The organism is Streptomyces sp. V3I8 (genome assembly GCF_030817535.1).
Taxonomy (GTDB): domain Bacteria; phylum Actinomycetota; class Actinomycetes; order Streptomycetales; family Streptomycetaceae; genus Streptomyces.
In genome coordinates this window covers 729,572-748,203 of the sequence record NZ_JAUSZL010000002.1, presented here as the reverse complement: position 1 = coordinate 748,203, position 18,632 = coordinate 729,572, and the positions used below count along the sequence as shown (strand labels likewise).

At 74.0% G+C, this 18,632-nt stretch carries 17 protein-coding genes and 1 pseudogene; 2 read left to right on the top strand and 16 right to left on the bottom strand.

Features of this window, described 5'->3' with window-relative positions; genetic code table 11:
• The first annotated feature begins 172 nt into the window (after positions 1 to 172).
• Positions 173 to 1,180 (top strand): alpha/beta fold hydrolase, encoded by a 1,008-nt coding sequence (locus tag QFZ75_RS03600; protein ID WP_307533796.1) that lies wholly within the window; start codon positions 173 to 175, stop codon positions 1,178 to 1,180.
• A 329-nt stretch (positions 1,181 to 1,509) separates the two neighbouring features.
• Here QFZ75_RS03600 and QFZ75_RS03595 read toward each other — a convergent pair whose 3' ends face one another.
• The 6 genes from QFZ75_RS03595 to QFZ75_RS03570 all read right to left on the bottom strand — a co-directional run bounded on the left by QFZ75_RS03595 (position 1,510) and on the right by QFZ75_RS03570 (position 6,324).
• Complete coding sequence (locus QFZ75_RS03595) at positions 1,510 to 1,704, bottom strand: ferredoxin (RefSeq protein WP_307533795.1); 195 nt, start codon at positions 1,702 to 1,704, stop codon at positions 1,510 to 1,512.
• 82 nt (positions 1,705 to 1,786) lie between these two features.
• Positions 1,787 to 3,034 carry a cytochrome P450 gene (locus tag QFZ75_RS03590; protein ID WP_307533794.1) on the bottom strand — a complete coding sequence of 416 codons (1,248 nt, stop codon included), beginning with the start codon at positions 3,032 to 3,034 and terminating at the stop codon, positions 1,787 to 1,789.
• Between the two features lie 389 nt (positions 3,035 to 3,423).
• Positions 3,424 to 4,221: a class F sortase gene (locus tag QFZ75_RS03585; protein ID WP_307544202.1), complete on the bottom strand. Its 798-nt coding sequence runs from the start codon at positions 4,219 to 4,221 to the stop codon at positions 3,424 to 3,426.
• Positions 4,222 to 4,297: 76 nt separating this feature from the next.
• Entirely contained in the window at positions 4,298 to 4,915 is a 618-nt protein-coding gene (locus QFZ75_RS03580) for a hypothetical protein (RefSeq protein ID WP_307533793.1), read from the bottom strand.
• 262 nt (positions 4,916 to 5,177) lie between these two features.
• Complete coding sequence (locus QFZ75_RS03575) at positions 5,178 to 5,648, bottom strand: N-acetyltransferase (protein ID WP_307533792.1); 471 nt, start codon at positions 5,646 to 5,648, stop codon at positions 5,178 to 5,180.
• Between the two features lie 67 nt (positions 5,649 to 5,715).
• Positions 5,716 to 6,324 (bottom strand): TetR/AcrR family transcriptional regulator, encoded by a 609-nt coding sequence (locus QFZ75_RS03570; protein ID WP_307533790.1) that lies wholly within the window; start codon positions 6,322 to 6,324, stop codon positions 5,716 to 5,718.
• A gap of 94 nt (positions 6,325 to 6,418) precedes the next feature.
• Between QFZ75_RS03570 and QFZ75_RS03565 the strand changes: the two genes are divergently transcribed.
• The gene (locus QFZ75_RS03565; RefSeq protein ID WP_307533789.1) at positions 6,419 to 7,192 is read left to right on the top strand and encodes an SDR family NAD(P)-dependent oxidoreductase; all 774 of its coding nucleotides are present in this window, start codon (positions 6,419 to 6,421) and stop codon (positions 7,190 to 7,192) included.
• A gap of 129 nt (positions 7,193 to 7,321) precedes the next feature.
• On the opposite strand, the pseudogene QFZ75_RS03560 reads toward QFZ75_RS03565, so the two are convergent.
• The 10 genes and pseudogenes from QFZ75_RS03560 to QFZ75_RS03515 all read right to left on the bottom strand — a co-directional run.
• Positions 7,322 to 8,719, bottom strand: a pseudogene (locus tag QFZ75_RS03560) (ABC transporter ATP-binding protein); the annotation flags it as partial.
• Positions 8,716 to 9,576 (bottom strand): ABC transporter permease, encoded by an 861-nt coding sequence (locus QFZ75_RS03555; RefSeq protein WP_373465805.1) that lies wholly within the window; start codon positions 9,574 to 9,576, stop codon positions 8,716 to 8,718. The pseudogene QFZ75_RS03560 and the gene QFZ75_RS03555, both read right to left, overlap by 4 nt.
• Positions 9,573 to 10,526, bottom strand: coding sequence for an ABC transporter permease (locus tag QFZ75_RS03550; protein WP_307533788.1), 954 nt, complete (start codon positions 10,524 to 10,526; stop codon positions 9,573 to 9,575). The genes QFZ75_RS03555 and QFZ75_RS03550 overlap by 4 nt, the downstream gene beginning before the upstream one ends.
• Positions 10,523 to 12,100, bottom strand: a complete 1,578-nt coding sequence (locus QFZ75_RS03545) for an ABC transporter substrate-binding protein (RefSeq protein WP_373465804.1) — start codon at positions 12,098 to 12,100, stop codon at positions 10,523 to 10,525. The genes QFZ75_RS03550 and QFZ75_RS03545 overlap by 4 nt, the downstream gene beginning before the upstream one ends.
• Positions 12,101 to 12,180: 80 nt before the next feature.
• Positions 12,181 to 12,966, bottom strand: a complete 786-nt coding sequence (locus QFZ75_RS03540; protein WP_307533785.1) for a class I SAM-dependent methyltransferase — start codon at positions 12,964 to 12,966, stop codon at positions 12,181 to 12,183.
• A complete protein-coding gene (locus QFZ75_RS03535) occupies positions 12,963 to 14,195 on the bottom strand; it encodes an MFS transporter (RefSeq protein WP_307533784.1) in 1,233 nt (410 codons plus the stop codon). Before QFZ75_RS03535 ends, QFZ75_RS03540 begins: the two co-directional genes overlap by 4 nt.
• Entirely contained in the window at positions 14,192 to 15,268 is a 1,077-nt protein-coding gene (locus QFZ75_RS03530) for a dipeptide epimerase (protein WP_307533783.1), read from the bottom strand. Before QFZ75_RS03530 ends, QFZ75_RS03535 begins: the two co-directional genes overlap by 4 nt.
• Complete coding sequence (locus QFZ75_RS03525; RefSeq protein ID WP_307533782.1) at positions 15,265 to 16,392, bottom strand: PLP-dependent cysteine synthase family protein; 1,128 nt, start codon at positions 16,390 to 16,392, stop codon at positions 15,265 to 15,267. Before QFZ75_RS03525 ends, QFZ75_RS03530 begins: the two co-directional genes overlap by 4 nt.
• The gene (locus tag QFZ75_RS03520) at positions 16,389 to 17,267 is read right to left on the bottom strand and encodes a Rossmann-like domain-containing protein (RefSeq protein WP_307533781.1); all 879 of its coding nucleotides are present in this window, start codon (positions 17,265 to 17,267) and stop codon (positions 16,389 to 16,391) included. The genes QFZ75_RS03525 and QFZ75_RS03520 overlap by 4 nt, the downstream gene beginning before the upstream one ends.
• Entirely contained in the window at positions 17,264 to 18,520 is a 1,257-nt protein-coding gene (locus tag QFZ75_RS03515; protein ID WP_307533780.1) for an ATP-grasp domain-containing protein, read from the bottom strand. Before QFZ75_RS03515 ends, QFZ75_RS03520 begins: the two co-directional genes overlap by 4 nt.
• Between the last annotated feature and the right edge of the window lie 112 nt (positions 18,521 to 18,632).

The following is an 18,632-nucleotide window of genomic DNA, read 5'->3' as shown; positions in this document are numbered from 1 at the left end:
ACGCGGTCCGGTTCACCGCAGCCACCCGCGCCCCAGGAGTGGCGTGAACCCGCCCGTCCCGCGGACCCCGGTGCCGTCCGGACCCGCTTTTGCCGAAACGGCAAGGCATCTCGCCCCGTGGCGCAGGCCCCACCATGATCAACGGCAGGAGAACACACCCCGAGGAGGGCTCATGCCGCAGGACGCCGACCCGATCACCCCGGCGGGTGCCCGTCACCGACTGGTGGACGTGCCCGGTGCCCGTATCCACCTGGTCGAGCAGGGCGCCGGCCCGCTGGTCCTGCTGATCCACGGCTTTCCCGAACTCTGGTCCTCGTGGCGCCACCAGCTCCCGGTGCTCGCCGCGGCCGGCTACCGCGCGGTGGCCGTCGACGTACGCGGCTACGGGCGCTCCTCGGTGCCCGAGGACGTGGCGGCGTACCGCATCGGTGCCCATGTCGAGGACAACGTGGCGGTCGTCCGTGCGCTCGGCGAGGAGACCGCCGTGATCGTCGGCCACGACTGGGGCTCGACCATCGCCGCCGACTCCGCGCTGCTGCGGCCCGACGTCTTCACCGCCGTCGGGATGCTCGGCGTGCCGTACGCGCCCCGGGGCGGCCCGCGGCCGAGCGACGTCTTCGCCATGATCGGCGGGGACGAGGAGTTCTACGTCGGCCACTTCCAGGAGCCGGGCCGCGCGGAGGCGGAGATCGAGCGCGACGTGCGGGGCTGGCTGGCCGGTTTCTACGCCACCCTGGCCGGCGACACGAGGCCGGCGTCGGGGGAGGGCGCGGTCTTCTTCGTACCGAAGGGCGCCAGGATGTCGGACCGCTTCGTACCGCACCGTCCGTCCTGGCTCACGGACGCGGAACTCGACTTCGTCACGGCCGAGTTCGGGCGGACCGGGTTCAAGGGGGCGCTCAACCGCTACCGCAGCATGGACCGCGACTGGGAGGACCTCGCGGACTTCGACGGCGCTCCGATCGCGCAGCCGTCGCTCTTCGTCGCCGGTGAACTCGACGCCTCCCTCACCTGGTTGGCCGACGCGGTCGAGGCGTTCCCCGGCACCCTCCCCGGTCTGGTCTCCTCGCACCTCGTCGAGGGCTGCGGCCACTGGGTCCAGCAGGAACGCCCCGACGAGGTCAACCGGCTGCTGCTCGCCTGGCTCGCGTCCCTCGACGGAGCGACGCCGTCGGCATGAGCCGATGGGTGCACCAGCCGAGCCCGGTCGGGCCGGGCTCGCCGGTCACCTCGTTCCAGTCACGGTTCATCAGTGTCCGGCAGCGTCCGGCAGACCACCACGGCTTCCGGCGACCGCTCCTGTCGCACACCCGCCCTTTGCCGTGGCCGGCCGTCGGTCGGCGGGACAGGTCCGCCACGATCGTGGCGATCTCGTCGTGCGTGCAGTGGCCCGGGTCCACCCGGCGTACAGGGACGGCCTACAGGGACGGCCTACAGGGACGGCGGACAGGCCGAACCGCGGGTGCCCGACCGCGTCGTTACCGGCCTCGCGGTCGAGCGATCGAGCGGTCAGGCGGTCACGCGGATCGCCGCGGTGGGGCAGACCGCTGCCGCCTCGCGCACGGCGTTCTGCCGGTGTTCGGCGGGGTCGCTGTCCAGGAGGGTGACGACGCCGTCCTCGTCCCGCTGGTCGAACACCTCGGGAGCGGCCAGGACACACGCGCCGGCGCCGCAGCACCTCTCCTCGTCCACGCTGAGCTTCATGACTCCGTCCTTCCGGCCGGCGATGTGCACGGGTTCGCATGTCGTGTGGTGGTGAGGGGATCTCGGGAGAAGAGGGCCCGGCTCACCAGGCGACCGGGACCTCGCTCAGCCCTCCGACGAGGAGTCCCTCGGTCTTGCGCAGTTCTTCGACCGGCACGGCCAGGCGCAGCGTGGGCAGCCGCCCGAGCAGGGTCTCCAGGACCACCTGGAGTTCGGTGCGGGCCAGCGCCTGGCCGAGACAGGAGTGCGGGCCCACACCGAAGGTCAGGTGCGGATTGGGTGAACGGCCGAGGTCCGTGTCGTCGGCGCCGGCGAACGCCCGCTCGTCGCGGTTGGCGGCCGGCATGCTGCACACGACCGTGCTGCCCGCGGGCACGAGCCGGCCGTCGATCTCCACGTCCTCGCCGAGGTAACGGCGCAGGCCGAAGCCCAGGTTGGCGTCGAAGCGCAAGGACTCCTCGACGGCCGTACGCACCAGCGAGGGATCCTTCACCAGCCGTTCCCAGCGGCCGCGGTCGTCGAGCAGCATGGCGACCATCTTGCCGATCATGTTGGCGGTGGTCTCGTGTCCCGCGATGAGCAGCCCCATGCCGGTGGCGACGAGTTCGTCGTGGCTCAGCCCCGGCTCCCGGCCCGGCTCCTCCCCGTCCTCGCCGGCTTCCTCGTCCGCCTCGCTCTCCTCGATGAGCGTGCTGAGGAGATCGCCGGCGGGCCGGGCGCGCTTGGCGTCGATGTGCGCGGACATGTAGGCCACGAGCTCCCCGTGGGCGGTCCGGATCTCCTCGCCGGTGTAGCGGGTGACGCTGAGGAAGGCGTCGGACCAGTGGGAGAAGCGGTCCCGGTCGTCGGCGGGGATGCCGAGCAGGTCGCAGATGACGTACACGGGCAGTGGGAAGCCGAGAGCGGCGCGCAGATCGGCCGGGGCGCCGGCGGTGACCATGGCGTCGACGAGGTCCTCGGTCAGACGGACCATGCCGGGACGCAGCGCGGTCATCCGCTTGACGGTGAAGTACCTGCCGACCTGACGCCGCCAGCGCTGGTGGGGCTCACCGCGATCCGGCAGGGCGACCGTGCCGCTGCCGGTGGCCGCCGCGCCGCCGGCTCCCTCGGGGGCGATCCGGGCGGCGTCGTCCCGCTCGGTGGGGCGTACGAACCGGGGGTCGGCGAGCAGTTGCCTGACATGGTCGTAGCGGGTCAGGTAGACCGCCGAGTCACCGCTGGGCAGGGCGGCCCGGGCGACGGGGCACTGCCGGCGCAGCGTCTCCCACGCGGCGGGCGGTGCGAGGGGGTCCTCGGTGGGCAGAGGCAGGCGTACGACCGGACCGGTCATCGATGTCTCCTCGGTCGGGGCTGTGGGGAGCCGCGAGGCGCACCGTACTGCGAAAGCGCATGACGCATATCGGTGCGGGGACCGGACCGCACGCAATGCGCCAGGGCGGTCCCCGCCGTCGGCGCGGCCACCCACAGGGTGCTGTCACCCATGCCGCAGCCGCAGCCGCAGTCGTGCTCGTTTCGCACACGCACCCGCAGCCGCACACGCACACGCACCCGCAGCCGCACACGCATACGCGCACGCGCCCGCGCTGAACGACCGGGGGAGGTCGTTCAGCGCGGGCGCGTGGTCGCCGGTCTCCGGGATCACCGCAGGAATCTGCCACGGACGAGCGGCTCCGGCACCTGCCGCGGCACCAGCACCGGGCAGGGCAGGGCAGGGGAGGGCTAGGCGGAACCCGAAGGTCCCCGCGTCTTCGTCAGGTGTGCGAAGACGACGACATTGCTCTGGTAGCCGGTCTTCCGGTCGTACACCCCGCCACAGGTGATCAGCCGGAGCTCCGGGCGCTTCCTCGCGCTGTACACCTCCTGGCTGGGGAAGCGCGCCTTCTCGTACATGCGGACGGCGTCCACCGTGTAGACGGCGGTGCGTCCGTCGGCGCGCCGGGCCTCGACGGGTTGGCCGGGCTTCAGCGTGCTCAGGCCGGCGAAGACCGCGGGACCGGTCCGGGTGTCCAGATGTCCGACCACCACGGCGGTGCCCGCCTCACCGGGCGCGGGCCCGCCCCGGTACCAGCCGGCCAGTCTGGGCTTGTCCATCGGCGGAGTGGTGAGCTGCCCCCGCCGGTCCAGACCCAGTCCGACGACGGGGGCCTCGAGACCGATGTCCGGGATGCTCAGCGTCCTGGGCTCGGACCGCGGGAGCGGCTGGAGCGACCGGGGCGGGCGGGGTGGCTGGGGCCGCGGTGGCGGGGGTGGTTGCGCCGGCCGGGGCGGTGACGTGGGTGAGGCGGGCGGCGGCACGGGGGGCCGGGACGGCCGGATCCATGGGGGTGACGCGCTCTGCCGGGGCGGTGGGGTCGGACGGCGAACGGGGGGCCGTTCGGGGGCGGGGGTGCGCCGGGGCTCCGGTGCCGCGGAGGCGGGCGGACCCGGGGACGCCTTCGCGTCCCCGGACGCCGGCGCCGGGGCGGCGGCCGGCCCGGCGGGCCGACCGTCGTCCTCGGCCCACCAGATGCCGCCCATCACCAGCGAGAACGCCAGCACGGCCGTTCTCGCCAGACGGTAGGCGCGCGTGCGGTACCAGGGCCTGGGCGCGTACCTACGCGGCACCGTCGGTCCGGCGACGCAGCTGCCGGAAGTAGACGAAGCCGGACACGCCGACCAGGCCCACCGCTCCGGCGGCCGCGACCGCCGACACGGTCGGCGCCTCGGCGAGGCCGCCGCCGCCCGCCGGGACGGAGCCGTTGGGGGTCTGCGGCTTGGCGTCGGGCTTGTTCTCCGCGGCCGGCTTGCAGTCGACCTTGAACTTCTTCTCCTTGCCCGCCCCGGTGCCGCCGGTCGGCTTCCAGGTGAGCTTGTAGTCGCCGTCGGGCAGCGCCAGCGTGTCCGTGTAGCCGGTGCCGATGGGGAGGGCGAGGGTGCCGTTGAGCGTGGCGGCGGCCGCTGTCGCCGGCTGGGGTTCGATGATGTAGGTGATCCCCGTGACACCGACCTCCTGGAAGTTGAAGGCGGACAGGTAGAACTTGCAGACCTTCGTCTCGTCGCGCTGGTCGGTGGGGGACGTCGTCTCCGAGTGGATCTTGACGTCGCCGCTGTCGGCCGGGGCCGCGTAGGCGGCCGGCGCCCCGAGGAGGGCGGCGCCGGCGAGGGCGGCCGTGGTGAGGGCGGCGGCACCGGTGCGGACGCCGGCGGAGCGGGAGAGCAGTGAGGCGGTCATACGAGGTCCTCCGAGTGGAATGATTTTCGTACAAATCGGCCGTGCACCTGACTCTCTTTCACATTCGCGGACGCGCCACGCGGCGCATCGCTGATGCCGCGTCAGGAATCCCCCGTCCGGACCAACGTTCCGGGCGTCCGCGCCCCGGGGGGAGTGTGGTGGGGAGGCGCGGCAAGGACGCGGCCGCCCACTCCCTGGCCGCTCCCGGCCGGCTCCGGCCGCTTTCGGCCGGTCCTGGCCGGTCCTGGCCGGTCCCCGCCGGTCAGGCGGCCCGCAGCCAGACGTAGGCGACGGGCTGCCCGGCGTTCCACGCCGTGGCCGACCCGGTGTCGACCGGTTCGAATCCGGCGCCCCGGTAGCAGCGCAGGGCGGCGGCGTTGTCCGGATGGACCCGCATGAACACGTCAGCCATTCCGGAGAGCCGGGCCTCGGCGAGCAGGCCCCGCACCAGTGCGCGTCCCAGGCCCCGCCCGCGGGCCTCCGGCGCCACGACGATCCGTGCCAGCTCGACCTCGTCCTCCTCGGTGTCGAGCCACAACTCCCCGTAACCGAGCAGCTGTTCACCGTCCGTCAGGACACGGGCCGTCACGTCCGGCCGGCGCTGCCACGCCGCGACGGTGTCCCCGGACACGGGGAACTCCCGCAGCCCGCACCACATCAGGACCTCCGTGGCGGAGCGGGGCCAACCGGCCACGGTCGGCGCGTCTTCGCTGTCGAAGGGAAGCAGATTCACGGTGGTGTCCGTCCTCGGTGGCGTCGGAGGCGGCGCTGTGGGCCTCCGGCCTTGTGGCGCCGGCCGCTCAGGCGGACGGCCAGCTCCGCAGCGCCATGTCGGCCACCAGGTGCAGGTCGTCGGAGGTGGCGCCGCCGGCCGCCTGGACGGCGATGCCGTTCGCCACGGTCATGAGGTAGCGCGCGAGCAGCCCGGGATCGGCGTCGGACGGCAGGTCGCCCTCGTCGACGGCCCGCCGGAACCGCTCGCGCAGGCCGGAGACCGCCTCCTCGCGCCAGGCCGCGAGGGTGTCGCGGGCGGCCCGGCCCGGCTCGCCCGCGGCGAGGGCGCCCTGGACGCCGAGGCACCCGGCGGGGCAGCCGGGGCGGGTGGTGGCCCGGACCGAGCCGACGAGGAACGCGGATGCCACCTCCCGGGCGGTCGGCTCCCGCACGGCACGGGCCCCGTACGAGGCGGGTCCCTCGGTGTAGCGCTCCAGGGCCTTGCGGAACAGCTCCTCCTTGTTGCCGAAGGCCGCGTACATGCTGGTGCGGGTGATGCCCATGGCGTGGGTCAGGTCGGTGAGGCTCGCGCCTTCGTAGCCCTGCTCCCAGAAGACCCGCATGGCGCGTTCGAGGGCCTCGTCGGTGTCGAAGCCCCTCGGCCGGCCGGCCGGTGCCCTCCGTCGTGTCTCCATGCGGCCCACCCTACCTCTTCCGTATCGATCGGTACGGATGTGCTACCTTCCTATTCAGTATCGATCGGTACTGAAATATGTGGAGGTCGCAGACATGGCCACGACCATGGCAACGCAGAGCGGGCAGCTCGAGGGCAGGACCGCCGTCATCACCGGCGGCAGTGCGGGAATCGGCCTGGCCACGGCCGTCCGGCTGGCGGCCGAGGGCGCGCACGTGTTCATCACCGGCCGCCGCGAGGCCGAACTGGACGCGGCCGTGCGGACCATCGGCGCGGCGCGGGCCACCGCCGTGCCGGGTGACATCTCGGACCCGGCCGACCTGGACCGGCTGTACGACGCGGTCCGCGCCCGGGGCCGGGGCCTGGACGTGGTCTTCGCCAACGCCGCCGCCGCGTCGTTCGCGACGCTGGAGGAGGTCACCGAGGAGCACTTCGACGTGACCTTCGGCGTCAATGTCCGGGGCACCCTGTTCACCGTGCAGAAGGCGCTGCCGCTGCTCAACGACGGCGCCTCGGTGATCCTCAACTCCTCGGTGCGCGCCGACGACGGTGTCGCGTCCTTCGGCACGTACGCGGCCTCCAAGGCGGCGATCCGGTCCTTCGCCCGCACCTGGGCGAACGAGCTCAAGGACCGCAACGTCCGGGTCAACTCGATCTCCCCGGGCACCATCGACACCCCCGGACTGGACGCCGCGGTCGCCACGGGGGACGCGTCCGTCACCAGGTCACAGTTCACCGCCGGTGTCCCGCTCGGCCGGATCGGGCGCCCGGACGAGGTCGCCGAGGTGGTGGCGTTCCTGGCCTCCGACCGGAGCAGCTTCATCCTGGGCGCCAACCTGTACGTCGACGGCGGGGAGAACCAGATCTGAGGTGAACGGATGGGCGGGCGCCGTCAGGACGTCCCGGGCGGGCCCCTGCTCGACCACCTCCCCGGCGTCCAGCACCGCGATCCCGGCGGCGAGCCCGGCCGTGTCCAGGTCGTGCGTGATCAGTACGAGGGACAGGCCGTCCCGGTCGCGGAGCAGCCCGGCGAGCAGACCCAGCAGGCTCCGGCGGGTGACCGTGTCGAGCCCGGCGGTGATCTCGTCGCACACCAGGACCCGTGGCCGGGCGAGCAGGGCCCGGGCGAGCGCGGCCCGCCGGAGTTCACCGCCGGACAGCCGGGCGGGCGGGCGGTCCGCCGACCCGGCCGGCAGACCCAGGCCGGCCAGCACGTCCGACGCCTCGGCCCGCGCCGCTGCCGCCGGGAGTCCCCGGAGCCGTACCGCCGTCCGGGCCACCTGGTCGAGGACCGGCCGGTGCTCGTCGAAGGAGGCCCGCGCGTCCTGGAAGACGTACTGCACGGCGGCGAGTTGGGGCCGGCTGCGGTCGCGCAGACTGCGGGGGAGCGCGACCCCGTCGAGCAGCACCTCGCCCTCGTACGTGCGGTGGAGGCCGGCCAGGCAGCGGGCGAGCGTCGTCTTCCCGCTGCCGGAGCGGCCGAGGACGGCGAGGCACTCGCCGGGGTGCACGGTGAGTTCCGGCACGCGCAGCACCTCGGTGCCGGGCCGATGGCGGGCCCGGAGCCCCCGGACGCGCAACACGGCTGCGGGGCGCGGTCCGTTCGAGGCCGTCTCCGCCGACGACGCCGGCTCGGAAAGGAGTTGGCGTGTCCAGGCGTGCGAGGGCGCCGACCACACCTGCTCCGTGGGGCCGGACTCCACGACCCGGCCGTCGCGCATCACCAGCACCTCGTCGGCGAGCGCGCGGACCGTCGCCAGGTCGTGGCTCAGCAGGACGACCCCGATCCCGCGCGCGGCGACCGCCGCCAGCTCGTCGACGATCCGGCGCCTGGTGAGCGCGTCCTGGCCGGTGGTGGGCTCGTCCGCGACGATCACCCGCGCACCGAGCAGCAGGGCCTGCGCGAGCACCACCCGCTGCTGCTGCCCGCCCGAGAGCTGGTGCGGGAAACGGCGCGACAGGGTCGCCCCGTCGGGCAGTTGGGCCGCCGCCAGGGCGTGCAGGACCCGCTCCCGTGCCGCCCGGCGTCGCCGCCGGCGGGGCAGCTCGCGCACCTGGCCCCGCGCGATGTCGTACAGCAGCGCGCCGACCCGTCGCGCGGGATTGAGCACCTCCGCGGGGTGCTGCGGGACGTAACCGACCAGTGCCTCCGCCACCCGTACGGATCCGCCCACGCGCGCGCCCGACGGGAACTCGCCCAGCAGCGCGCGCCCCGTGGTCGTCTTCCCGCTGCCGGAGGCCCCGACCAGCGCGGTCACCCTTCCGGGCAGGACCCGCAGACTCACCCCGTCGACGATGCGTCTGCCGTCGATTTCCACGGTCAGCCCGTCGATCTCCGCGACCGGCACCGAACCGTCGGACCCGCTCGTCCCGCTCGTCCCACTCGTCCCGTTCATGGACGCGGCTCCTTCATCCGGCCCTCGACCGCACGGACATCGACATGAACGTGCGCGCGGGTGCGGGTGAGCGCCGCGTCGAAGAGCAGGTTGCACCCTGTCGTGAGCGCCACGATGAGCAGCGCCGGGACCACCACGGCCCAGGGCTGCACGAACAGTCCCGTCCGGTTGCGGTCCACCATCACTGCCCAGTCGGCCGCGTCCGGCGCCACCCCGATGCCCAGGAACGCGGCCGTGGCCACCAGGTACAGCACACCGGTCAGCCGTACGCCGGCGTCGGCGGCGAGCGGCCGCAGGATCGACCGCCCGACATGGACCACGGCGATACGCCACCACGACTCGCCCTGCATCCGCAGCGCCTCCACCGCCGGCCGGGCCGCCACGTCCGCCGCAGCGGCCCGGACGATCCGCGCGGCGTCCGGGATGTTCACGAGCGCCACCAGCAGCGCGAGGCCCGTCGCCCCGGGGGAGAACACCGAGGCCACCAGCAGGATCATCAACAGGGACGGCACGGCCAGCAGTACGTCCAGGGGGCGCATCAGCGCGTCCTCCAGCCACCTGCGGTGCGTCAGAGCGCTGATCAGCCCGACCGGCAGCGCCACCAGGTACGCCAGTGCCGCCGCCGCGGCCGCGACGGCCACCACGGGCCGGCCGCCGAGCAGCACCTGCCGCCCCACGTCACGCCCCACGAAGTCCGTGCCCAGCCAGTGCCCTGCGCCGAGCGTGAACGAGGCGGCCCGCGGCCCCGGTCCGCCCGCGAGCAGGGGCCCGAGCAGCGCGAGCACCAGTGGCACGCACACCAGGACGGTCCCGAGGGCGAACCGCCCCGGCGCCACTCCGTTCCGAAGCCCCTTCACGCGGCCACCTCCGCCCGGGGCGCGAACCGGTGGGCGACGAGGTCGGCCCCCAGGTTCAGCACCACCGTGATCACCCCGAAGACGACCGCGAGTCCCTGGACCACCGGGACGTCCCGTTCAGCCACGGCGTTCATCAGCACGGTCCCCAGGCCGGGGATCACGAACAGGGCCTCCACGACGATCACTCCGCACAGCAGCCAGTCGACGGTCCGGGCCAGTTGCTGGGCCGCGGGCGCGACCGCGTTCGGCAGGGCGTGCGCGTACCGCACCCGCGCACCCGCAATCCCGTACCGCCGGGCCTGCGCGACGTACGCGGAGGCGAGTGCGTCGATCATCGAGGCGCGCACCAGCCGGCACAGCGAGCACACCGGACGGGACAGCAGGACGAGCACCGGCAGGACGAGCGCGGCCGGGTGCCCGAGCAGGTCCGTGCCGTAGCCGACCGCCGTCGGCGGCAGCCAGTCGAGCCGCAGCGCGAACACCGTCACCAGCAGCATCCCGAGCGCGAACTCCGGTACCGCGTACACCCCGAGCGTCACCGCACTGACCAGCCGGTCCACGAACCGCCCCTCGAACCGCGCGGCCAGCACCCCGAGCCCGACCCCGGCCGGCACCAGCAGCACGACGGTGAGCGAGGCGAGCAGGAGCGTGGGACCGAAGGCGTCCGAGAGGTACGAGCTGACGGGCCGCCCCGATGCCAGGGAGGTGCCGAAGTCCGCGTGCGGCAGTCCGGCGGCCCAGTCCGCGAGCCGTTCGTACGCGGGCCGGTCCAGCTCCATCGCCTCACGGATGGCGGCGACGCGGGCCGGGTCGGGCTGGTCCCCGGCGAGGGCCACCGCCGCGTCGCCCGGCAGCGCCTCGGTGAGCGCGAAGACCAGCAGCACCACGGCCACGGTCTGCGCGCCGCCGAGCAGCAGCCGCCGGACGGCCCACGAACCGAGTCCGCTCACGCCAGCCAGACCTTGTCGAACCGCGCCCAGTCCAGCGTGTTCGCGGGGGCCTGCTCCTCGACTCCCTTGACCCCCTCGGCCGTTCCGATGATCCAGTCGGCGAACCCCCACACCAGGAAACCGCCCTCCGCGTACAGCCTGCGCTGCATCCGCCCGAAGACGGCGGCGCGTTCCTCGGCGTCCCTCGTGGCCTGCGCCTGCCGGTAGAGCGCGTCGAAGTCCTTGTGGCGCCACCTGGTGGCGTTGGTGGTGGAGTCGGTGAGGAGGCGCTGCGAGATGTGCGCCTCGATGGGCATGGCTCCGGAGCGGTAGCAGCACAGGGTTCCGGAGTCGAGGACGTCGGCCCAGTACGAGTCCTTGCTGCCCGTCCTGACCTCGACCGTGACGCCGGCCTTCGCGGCCTGGTCCCGGAAGATGCTCGCCGCCTCGGTGAACCCGGCCGCGACCGCCGAGGTGTCCAGGGTGACCTTCAACTTCTCCGCACCCGCCGCCTTCAGCAGTGAGCGGGCCCGGTCGAGGTCCTGCTCGCGCTGGGGCAGCGCGTCGGCGTAGTACTCGTACCCCTTGCCGAAGAGATCGTTGCCGACCACACCCGCACCGGACAGCGCCCCGTCGACCAGCTCCTGGCGGTCGGCGACGAGGAAGAACGCCTCCCGGACCCGCCTGTCGTCGAAGGGTGCCCGGTCGGTCTTCATCGCGAACGCCTGCATGGCGCTGTTGCGCAGCCGTACGATCCCGATCCGTCCCCGGCCCTCGTGGGCGCGCGCGGTCGTCGGGTTCAACTCGTGGGCGTACTCGACCTGCCCGCCCAGCAGCGCGTTCACCCGCGCGGACTCCTCGTTGGCGACGACGAACTCCACCTCGTCGAGGTGCGGGGCGCCGTCCCAGTAGGCGTCGTTGCGGCGGAAGACCGCCGAGCGGCCCGGCGCGAACGACACGAAGCGGAACGGTCCCGAGCCGACCGGCTTTCCGTCGAAGTCGGACCCCGAGGACCCCGCGGGCACGATGTACGCGCCGAACGCGGCCAGGACGTTGGGGAATTCGGCGGTCGGCCGCTTGAGGACGAACTCCACGGTCCGCTCGTCGACGGCCCGGCTCGCCGCCAGGTCGACGGGTTCGAGGGACGCCTTCGCGCGGAACGCCTGCTCGGGGTCGGCGATGCGGCGGTAGCTGAACAGGACGTCCTCGGCGGTGACGGCCTTCCCGTCGTGGAAGTCCGCCTTGCGCAGGGTCACCGTCCAGCGGTCGAGGCCCGCGTTCGGCTCCCAGCCGGAGGCCAGGCGGGGCCGGGCGGAGAGGTCGTCGCCGTAGTCGGCGAGCTTGTCGAAGAGCGCCTTGGCGCGGGCCACGTCGGCGAACAGGTTGGCCAGGTGCGGATCGAGCGTCTCGCTCGCGCCGCCGCCCGCGAAGGCGGCCCGCAGCCGCCCGCCGCGCCGGGGCTTCCCGTCGCCGCCGCTGCCGGAGCCGCGGGTGTCCGGGTCGTTCGGACCGCCGCAGCCGACGAGGGCGAGCGCGCCGATGCCGGAGGCGGCCGCGAGGAGGCCTCTGCGGCGGAGGCCGGGGTGATCTTGCATGGGCATGTCCTTGCTGTGAGGTGTGGGCAGTGAGATGTGGCGCGGCAGGCAGGCAGGAGGAGGGGCGGGGCGCGGCCGGGTCAGCCGGTGCGGCGGGCCACCACGTGCAGCCGGTCGGCGTCGGCCGGACCGGCGGGCAGGTCGCCCTCCTGCCACGGCGGTTCGGTGCGTGGCCCCGGCCCGTCGTGCAGTTCCAGCACGGCGAAACCGTGCGAGGCCAGGAAGTGACGCAGTTCCTGGGGGAGGAGCAGCCGCCAGGCCGAGCGTTGTTCGACGGGCGCCGAGCCGTCGTCGGCGGTCCAGACGCGGGTACGGCGCAGGAGCTGCGCGGTGCGGTCGACGTGCAGAGTGGTCACCGAACGGTACGAAGTGCCCTGCCACAACAGGGTGTTGTGCCTCGGTGTGTCCAGCAGGCCGTCCCGGCCGAGGAAGTAGGCGCCGTTGCGCATCTCCGCGACGAGGAGCCCGCCGGGAGCCAGACTCCGGCGGCAGGAGGCCAGGAACCCGTCCAGGTCGTCGTTGGTGTGGCAGTACAGCAGGGCGCTGTCCAGGCACACCACCGCGTCGAAGGCCCCGGTCGGGAAGGAGAAGTCCCGCAGATCGGCGCGCACGTACCGCGGGCCCGGGTGGCGGGCGCGGGCGTACGCCAGCATCGCCCCGGAGAGGTCGGCGCCGACCACGCGGCGGCCCGCCGCGTGCAGGTGCGCCGCGTCCCGGCCGGTGCCGCATCCCAGGTCGAGGACGGCGGGACCGGCCCCGTGCCGGCGCAGGCAGTCCTCGGCCCACCGCCCGGCCAGCCGCCCGGGATCGGGGAACCTGGCCTCGTACAGCTCCGGGTGGTCGGTCAGCAGGTTGCCGCTCGTCATGCCGGCGCCCCCACCACGACGGCGCGTGCGGGAAGTGCTCCCCGGCGGCGCAGCCAGGTGACCGCGGACGCCGAGGCCAGACCGCACACCACGCAGCAGGCCCAGGGCAGCCAGGCCGTACCACGCTGGTCCCCGGCGTCCATGGCCCAGCCCACGACCGTGTTGCCCACGGCCGCGGCGACCCCGGACACCATGTAGAAGATCCCGAAGTACGTGCCGGTCAGCTCCGGTCTGCCGAATCCGGGAACCAGCTCCATCACGAAGGGCTGCGCGACCATGATCCCGACGTGGAGGAGCAGGACGCCCGCGAGCACGGGGACGGCGTGCCACGGGCGCGGGGCGGCCCCCGACACCAGCATCGGCGGGAGGAAGGCGAGCCCCATCAGGGCGAGTCCGGTGCCGACGGCCCGTCCGCCGTGCGCCTTCAGGGCCCGGGTGAGCCGCAGCTGCAGTGCGAGGCCGGCGAGCGTTCCCACCAGGAACACGAGTCCGGCGGCGCCGTCCCAGCCGGTGGCGCGGCGGACGCCGTCGGGCAGCAGCAGGTACAGCTGGTTCTCGAGGGTGAACATGCCGGTCATGGCGAGCGAGAAGGCGACGAACGCGCGGTCGCCGGCCACCTCGCGCCAGTCCGCGAGCACCCCGCCCGTGCTCGGCGGGACCGCCCGCGCCGGCAGTACCAGCGCCTGGGCCACGGTGAGCAGCGCGAAGATCCCGGCGGCGGCGAGCGCGCAGGCCCGGAAATCGACGAGCAGCAGCACACTGCCGAGCAGCGGCCCGACGAGCGCCCCGGTGGTCGCGAAGACGTTGAACAGCGCGAACGCCTCGGCCCTGCGCCCGCCCGCCTCCTGTGCGAGGTAGGTCCGCACAGCCGGGTTGAACAGCGCCCCGGCGAGCCCGCTCAGCACGGACGCGGCCAGCAGCACCGCGAGCCCGTCGCCGAGGGCGAACAGCGCGAAGCCGACCGTACGCACCGCGCAGCCGGCGATGACGACCCCCCGCGCCCCGAGCCGGTCCGCGGCCGAGCCGCCGATGAGGAACAGTCCCTGCTGGCTGAGGTTGCGCACCCCCAGCACGATCCCGACGACGGCCGCCGACATGCCCAGGTCCTCGCCCAGGTGCACGGCCAGATAGGGGATGAGCAGGTAGAAGCCGGCGTTGACGCCGAACTGGTTGAGGAGCAGGAGCCGGATCGCGGGCGGGAATCCGCGTATCTCGTACAGCGTTCTCACGGGCCGTCCGCCTCTCCGGTACGCCTCTCGCGTACGCCGAGCCCGGGCAGTCCACCGGCCCGTACGACACCGTCGGCGCCGCCGATCCCGGTCCACGGGTCGTCGGCGAGCAGCAGGTGGCCGTCGAGGTCGGCCCAGCGGGCCCGGTCGGCGAGGTGCACGGCGGGCGCGAGGCCGAGCGTGCTGGCGGTGAGGCAGCCCAGCATCAGGCCGGTGCCGCTGTCCGCGAGCAGCTCGGCGATCCGCAGGGCCGCATGGGGGCCGCCGCACTTGGCGAGCTTGACGTTCACCCCGTGCACACGGCCCGCGAGCCGTCGTACGTCTTCGAGGCCGACCGCGTCCTCGTCGGCGATCAGGGGCAGCGGCGAACGCCCGGCGAGCCGGGCCAGGGCCTCCGGGTCACCGGGGGCGACGGGTTGCTCGACGGCTTCGACGCCCAGCTCCGCGTACCGGCCCAGGAGGCGGTGGGCCTGTCCGGGGGTCCAGGCACCGTTGGGGTCGAGCAGGAGCCGGGTGCCGGGAGCGGCGGAGCGGACGGCGCGTACGCGGTCGAGGTCGTCCTCGGGGTCCGGGGCGCCGGCCTTGATCTTGAGGAGCGTGAATCCGGCGTCCGCCAGGGCCCGTGCCTGCGCGGCGGCGTGCGCGGCCGGGACGATGCCGATGGTGCGGGCGGTGCCGGCGCTCGGAGCGCTCGCGGCGCCGAGGAGCCGGTGGACGGGGGCGCCGGCCCGTCTGCCGCACAGGTCCAGCAGCGCCGACTCGACGGCCGCCCGCACCGCGGGGGGCCGCTCCCGTGCGCGGTGCCCGTCCGCGGAGTACGCGTCCGCCAGGTGCCCGCGCAGTGCGCTCTCGGGGTCGGGGAAGCGGCCCAGGTCGCGGCCGGACTCGTACAACTGCCGTTCCAGTGTGCCGGTGTCGAGGCCGTGGTAGACGCTGGTGACGGCCTCGCCGTGGCCGTGCAGGCCCTCGTGCCCGATCGTCAGCCAGACGGCGTCGCGGGCGGCCGTCGTCGAACGGGAGATGCGCAGCGGCTCGGCGAGGGTGAGCCGCACGGTGCGCAGGGTGGCCTTCACGAGCTTCCTTCCAGGGGGTGCGGGGCGGCCGGGCGGCCGGTCGCCGGGAGGGCCGCCGGGTCCGTCACCGGGTCGGTCACCGTGGTGCAGCGGGCCCAGCCGGTGGCCTCGACGGCGCGTGCGTGCGGGATCTCGACGGGGCGGGTGGCGGCGCCGGCCGGGTCGAGGCCGTGGGCCGCGGCGAAGTCGTCGTCGTAGACCGTGCCGAGGTAGCGGTGGGGCCCGTCGGGGAAGACGGTGGCGACCACGGCGCCGGGATGGACGCGGGCCGCCCAGGCGGAGACCAGCGCGACCGCGCCGGTGCTCCAGCCGCCGCTGACGAAGCTGCCGCGGGCCAGGCGCCGGCAGGCGTCCGCCGCCTCGGCCGGACCGACCCAGTGCACCTCGTCGAAGGCCTCGTGGGCCACGTTGCGCGGATGGATGCTGCTGCCCAGACCGCGCATCAGCCGGGGCCTGGCGGGCTGGCCGAAGATGGTGGAGCCGGTGGCGTCCACGCCGATCAGCCGCAGAGCGGGCCAGTGCCTGCGCAGCGGACCGGCGATCCCGGCACTGTGCCCGCCCGTGCCGACACTGCACACCAGTACGTCCAGGTGGTCGAGCTGCGAGGCGAGTTCGGCGGCCAGCGAGGCGTAACCGGCGACGTTGTCGGGGTTGTTGTACTGATCGGGCCAGTACGCGTCCGGCAGTGTCCCCAGCAGTTCGCGCAGCCGGGCCAGCCGGGCCGCCTGCCAGCCGCCCGTGCTCGCCGGCCGGTCGACGAGTTCGAGCCGGGCTCCGTACGCGCGCAGCAACTGCCGCATGGACGGTTCGAGTTCGGTGTCGCCGACGAGCACGATGGGGTGTCCCAGAGCCTGTCCGGCGAAGGCGAGGCCGATGCCGAGTGTCCCGGAGGTGGACTCCACCACCGGTGCGCCGGGACGCAGTTCACCCCGGGCACGGGCACCGAGCAGCATGGACACCGCCGCCCTGGCCTTCATCCCGCCGGCGGCGAGCCCTTCCAGCTTGGCCCAGAAACCGGGCTGCGGATGCGGCAGGTCGGTGGTCACCCTGGCCAGCGGCGTGCGGCCGAGCAGGGAGAGCAGGTCGGGGTTGGCGGTGCGCGGGCGCAGCGCGGTCGCGGTCACAGCGCGGCCCCCGTACGGCCGTGACGGTGGCCGTAGCGGTGCAGGACGCCCGGGCCGCCGTCCAGCCAGAAGAAGGGGTACGGCTCCGCGCACACCGCGCCGACCCCGGCGCCGAGGAACCGCGGCAGCACGGCACTGCCGGTCTGCGCGAACATCACCAACTGCCGTCCGGTGCGCAGGGCGTGCTCCCGCAGGGGTTCGAAGGAACCGTTGCCCAGGGTCATCCCCGAAGCCAGCACGGCGTCACAGCGGTCGAGTTCGGCGAGGGCGTCGGTGACGACGTGCTCGCCCCACTCCGTCGTACCGCCCTTGAGGTCACACGGTATGTACGTGATGCCGCGCGAACGCAGCGCCTCAAGAAGCGAGTTGACGACGCCGACGACGAGGACGGTCTGTCCCGGTCCGACATCCAGCAGCTCGACGACGGCCCGTGCCCGCGCCCGGGACTTCTCCAGGGAACTCCCGGCGGGCAGCGGGCAGGGAAGTGCCCCGTGCTCCGGCGAGTGGGGGCGCACGTGCATCAGATAGGCGTCCAGTGCCGCGACGCGCACCGCGGGGAGCGGATGCTCCAGCAGATGTGCGACGTCCGCCCCGGCGCAGTCGTCCACCGCGCCGCCCGGCAGCGCGCCGGGCTCGACCGCGCAGGAGCCGACCGCCCGGCCCAGGCGCAGGCTGAGCACCTCGTTGCGGTAGCCGCCGCGGCGCCCGTCGTGCCGTACCGCCTGACTCGTGGTGAACGCCACGGCGGTGCGCAGGGTCCGGGGGTCCGGGCCGAGTCCGCCGGCCAGGACCTGCCGGACGAGGCCGTCGTACGAGAGCGGACCCGTTCCCTGCAGGGCCGTGGCGGCGGGTTCCACGCCGGTCCGGGCCCTCATCGGACGGACACCCGCGGTCGCAGCCCGGAGAGCAGCGACTCGACCCGGGCCCGCGCGCCGAACCCCTCGGCGTCGCCCGCCATCACATGCCCGAGGTACTCGTTGTTGCTGCCCGCCACCCTCACCGCGCGCCCCGGTTCGGCGAACCGGACCTCCAGCACCGGCGGTTCGGCGCGCACCCGGTCCGCGCCCTCGATCGACTCCAGCGTCCCCGCGGTGTCCGGCACGAGGAAGCCGACGGCGGCGCTGCGCAGTCCGGTGTCCCGCCGTCGCAGGTCGGGGGTGCGGCCGAGGGCCACGTCCACGCAGACGGCGGCCAGGTCGAGACCGGTGACGTGACGGATCAGCTCGGTGATGCGGTTGCCGGCCGGACGCGGGTTGACCTCGACGACACGGGGCCCGGCGGCGGTCAGTCTGATCTCGGTGTGGGCCACGACGGAGTCGAGGCCGAGCGCCTGGACCGCCCGCACCGCGGTGTCCCGGGCGGCCGCCGCGTCGTCCGGGGCGAGGGCGGCGGGGAACATGTGCCCGGTCTCGACGAAGGCCGGTGCCCCGCCGAGGCTCTTGTCGGTCACCCCCACCACCCGCGTCCTGCCGTCGAACGACACGGTCTCCACACTGACCTCGGGTCCGTCGAGAAGTTCCTCGAGCAGCAGGACGGGCGCCCGCGTCTGGCCCCGGGCGTTCAGCGGGAAGTCCGCGATCGCCCGGCAGGCGTCGGCGAGTTCACGCGCGTCGTCCACCCGCCGTACGTACATGCCCGCACAGAGGTCGACGGGCTTGACCACCAGGGGGAAGCCCAGCTCCCGCGCGGCCCCCTCGGCCGCGGCCCGGTCGGCGCAGACGGCGAAACGGGGTCCGGGAACACCGGCTTCGCCGAGCACCCGCCGGGTGCGGTCCTTACGGCACGCGTCCTCGACGGATCCGGGCGTCGGTCCGGGGAGTCCCAGCCGGGCGGCGATCCGCGCCACGGTGGGCAGGTAGTAGTCGCAGGACGTCACCACCGCGTCGAAGCCGAGTGCCCCGTGCAGCCGCTCCGCCTCGGGGAGCAGGGCTTCGACGTCGTTCGTCTCGGCGGTCAGCACGTTGCGGGCCGCCAGCAGGGGGTGCGCCGTGCCCTCCGGGGCCGAGCGCAAGTAGTGGTGCAGGTCCCGGGTGAGGAAGGTGAACTCGTGCCCGCCCTCCCGGATCGCCCGTGGCAGCAGTCTGCTCATCGATCCGACCCAGCTTTCGACCACCAACAGATGAGCCACAACTCCCCTTCCGCGCACTCCGGTTGAGTGTCAGGGCACGCCGGTGGCTCCCCTCGGCGGGGTGCGGCGGGCGTGACCGACGCACACGTTATCGACAATCATTTTCATTGTC

Excerpts from the sequence above, each read along its gene's own strand:
- QFZ75_RS03600 (WP_307533796.1), top strand. The coding sequence starts at position 173 with ATGCCGCAGGACGCCGACCCGATCACCCCGGCGGGTGCCCGTCACCGA.
- QFZ75_RS03595 (WP_307533795.1), bottom strand. The coding sequence starts at position 1,704 with ATGAAGCTCAGCGTGGACGAGGAGAGGTGCTGCGGCGCCGGCGCGTGT.
- QFZ75_RS03590 (WP_307533794.1), bottom strand. The coding sequence starts at position 3,034 with ATGACCGGTCCGGTCGTACGCCTGCCTCTGCCCACCGAGGACCCCCTC.
- QFZ75_RS03585 (WP_307544202.1), bottom strand. The coding sequence starts at position 4,221 with ATGGGCGGCATCTGGTGGGCCGAGGACGACGGTCGGCCCGCCGGGCCG.
- QFZ75_RS03580 (WP_307533793.1), bottom strand. The coding sequence starts at position 4,915 with ATGACCGCCTCACTGCTCTCCCGCTCCGCCGGCGTCCGCACCGGTGCC.
- QFZ75_RS03570 (WP_307533790.1), bottom strand. The coding sequence starts at position 6,324 with ATGGAGACACGACGGAGGGCACCGGCCGGCCGGCCGAGGGGCTTCGAC.
- QFZ75_RS03565 (WP_307533789.1), top strand. The coding sequence starts at position 6,419 with ATGGCCACGACCATGGCAACGCAGAGCGGGCAGCTCGAGGGCAGGACC.
- QFZ75_RS03545 (WP_373465804.1), bottom strand. The coding sequence starts at position 12,100 with ATGCAAGATCACCCCGGCCTCCGCCGCAGAGGCCTCCTCGCGGCCGCC.
- QFZ75_RS03540 (WP_307533785.1), bottom strand. The coding sequence starts at position 12,966 with ATGACGAGCGGCAACCTGCTGACCGACCACCCGGAGCTGTACGAGGCC.
- QFZ75_RS03520 (WP_307533781.1), bottom strand. The coding sequence starts at position 17,267 with ATGAGGGCCCGGACCGGCGTGGAACCCGCCGCCACGGCCCTGCAGGGA.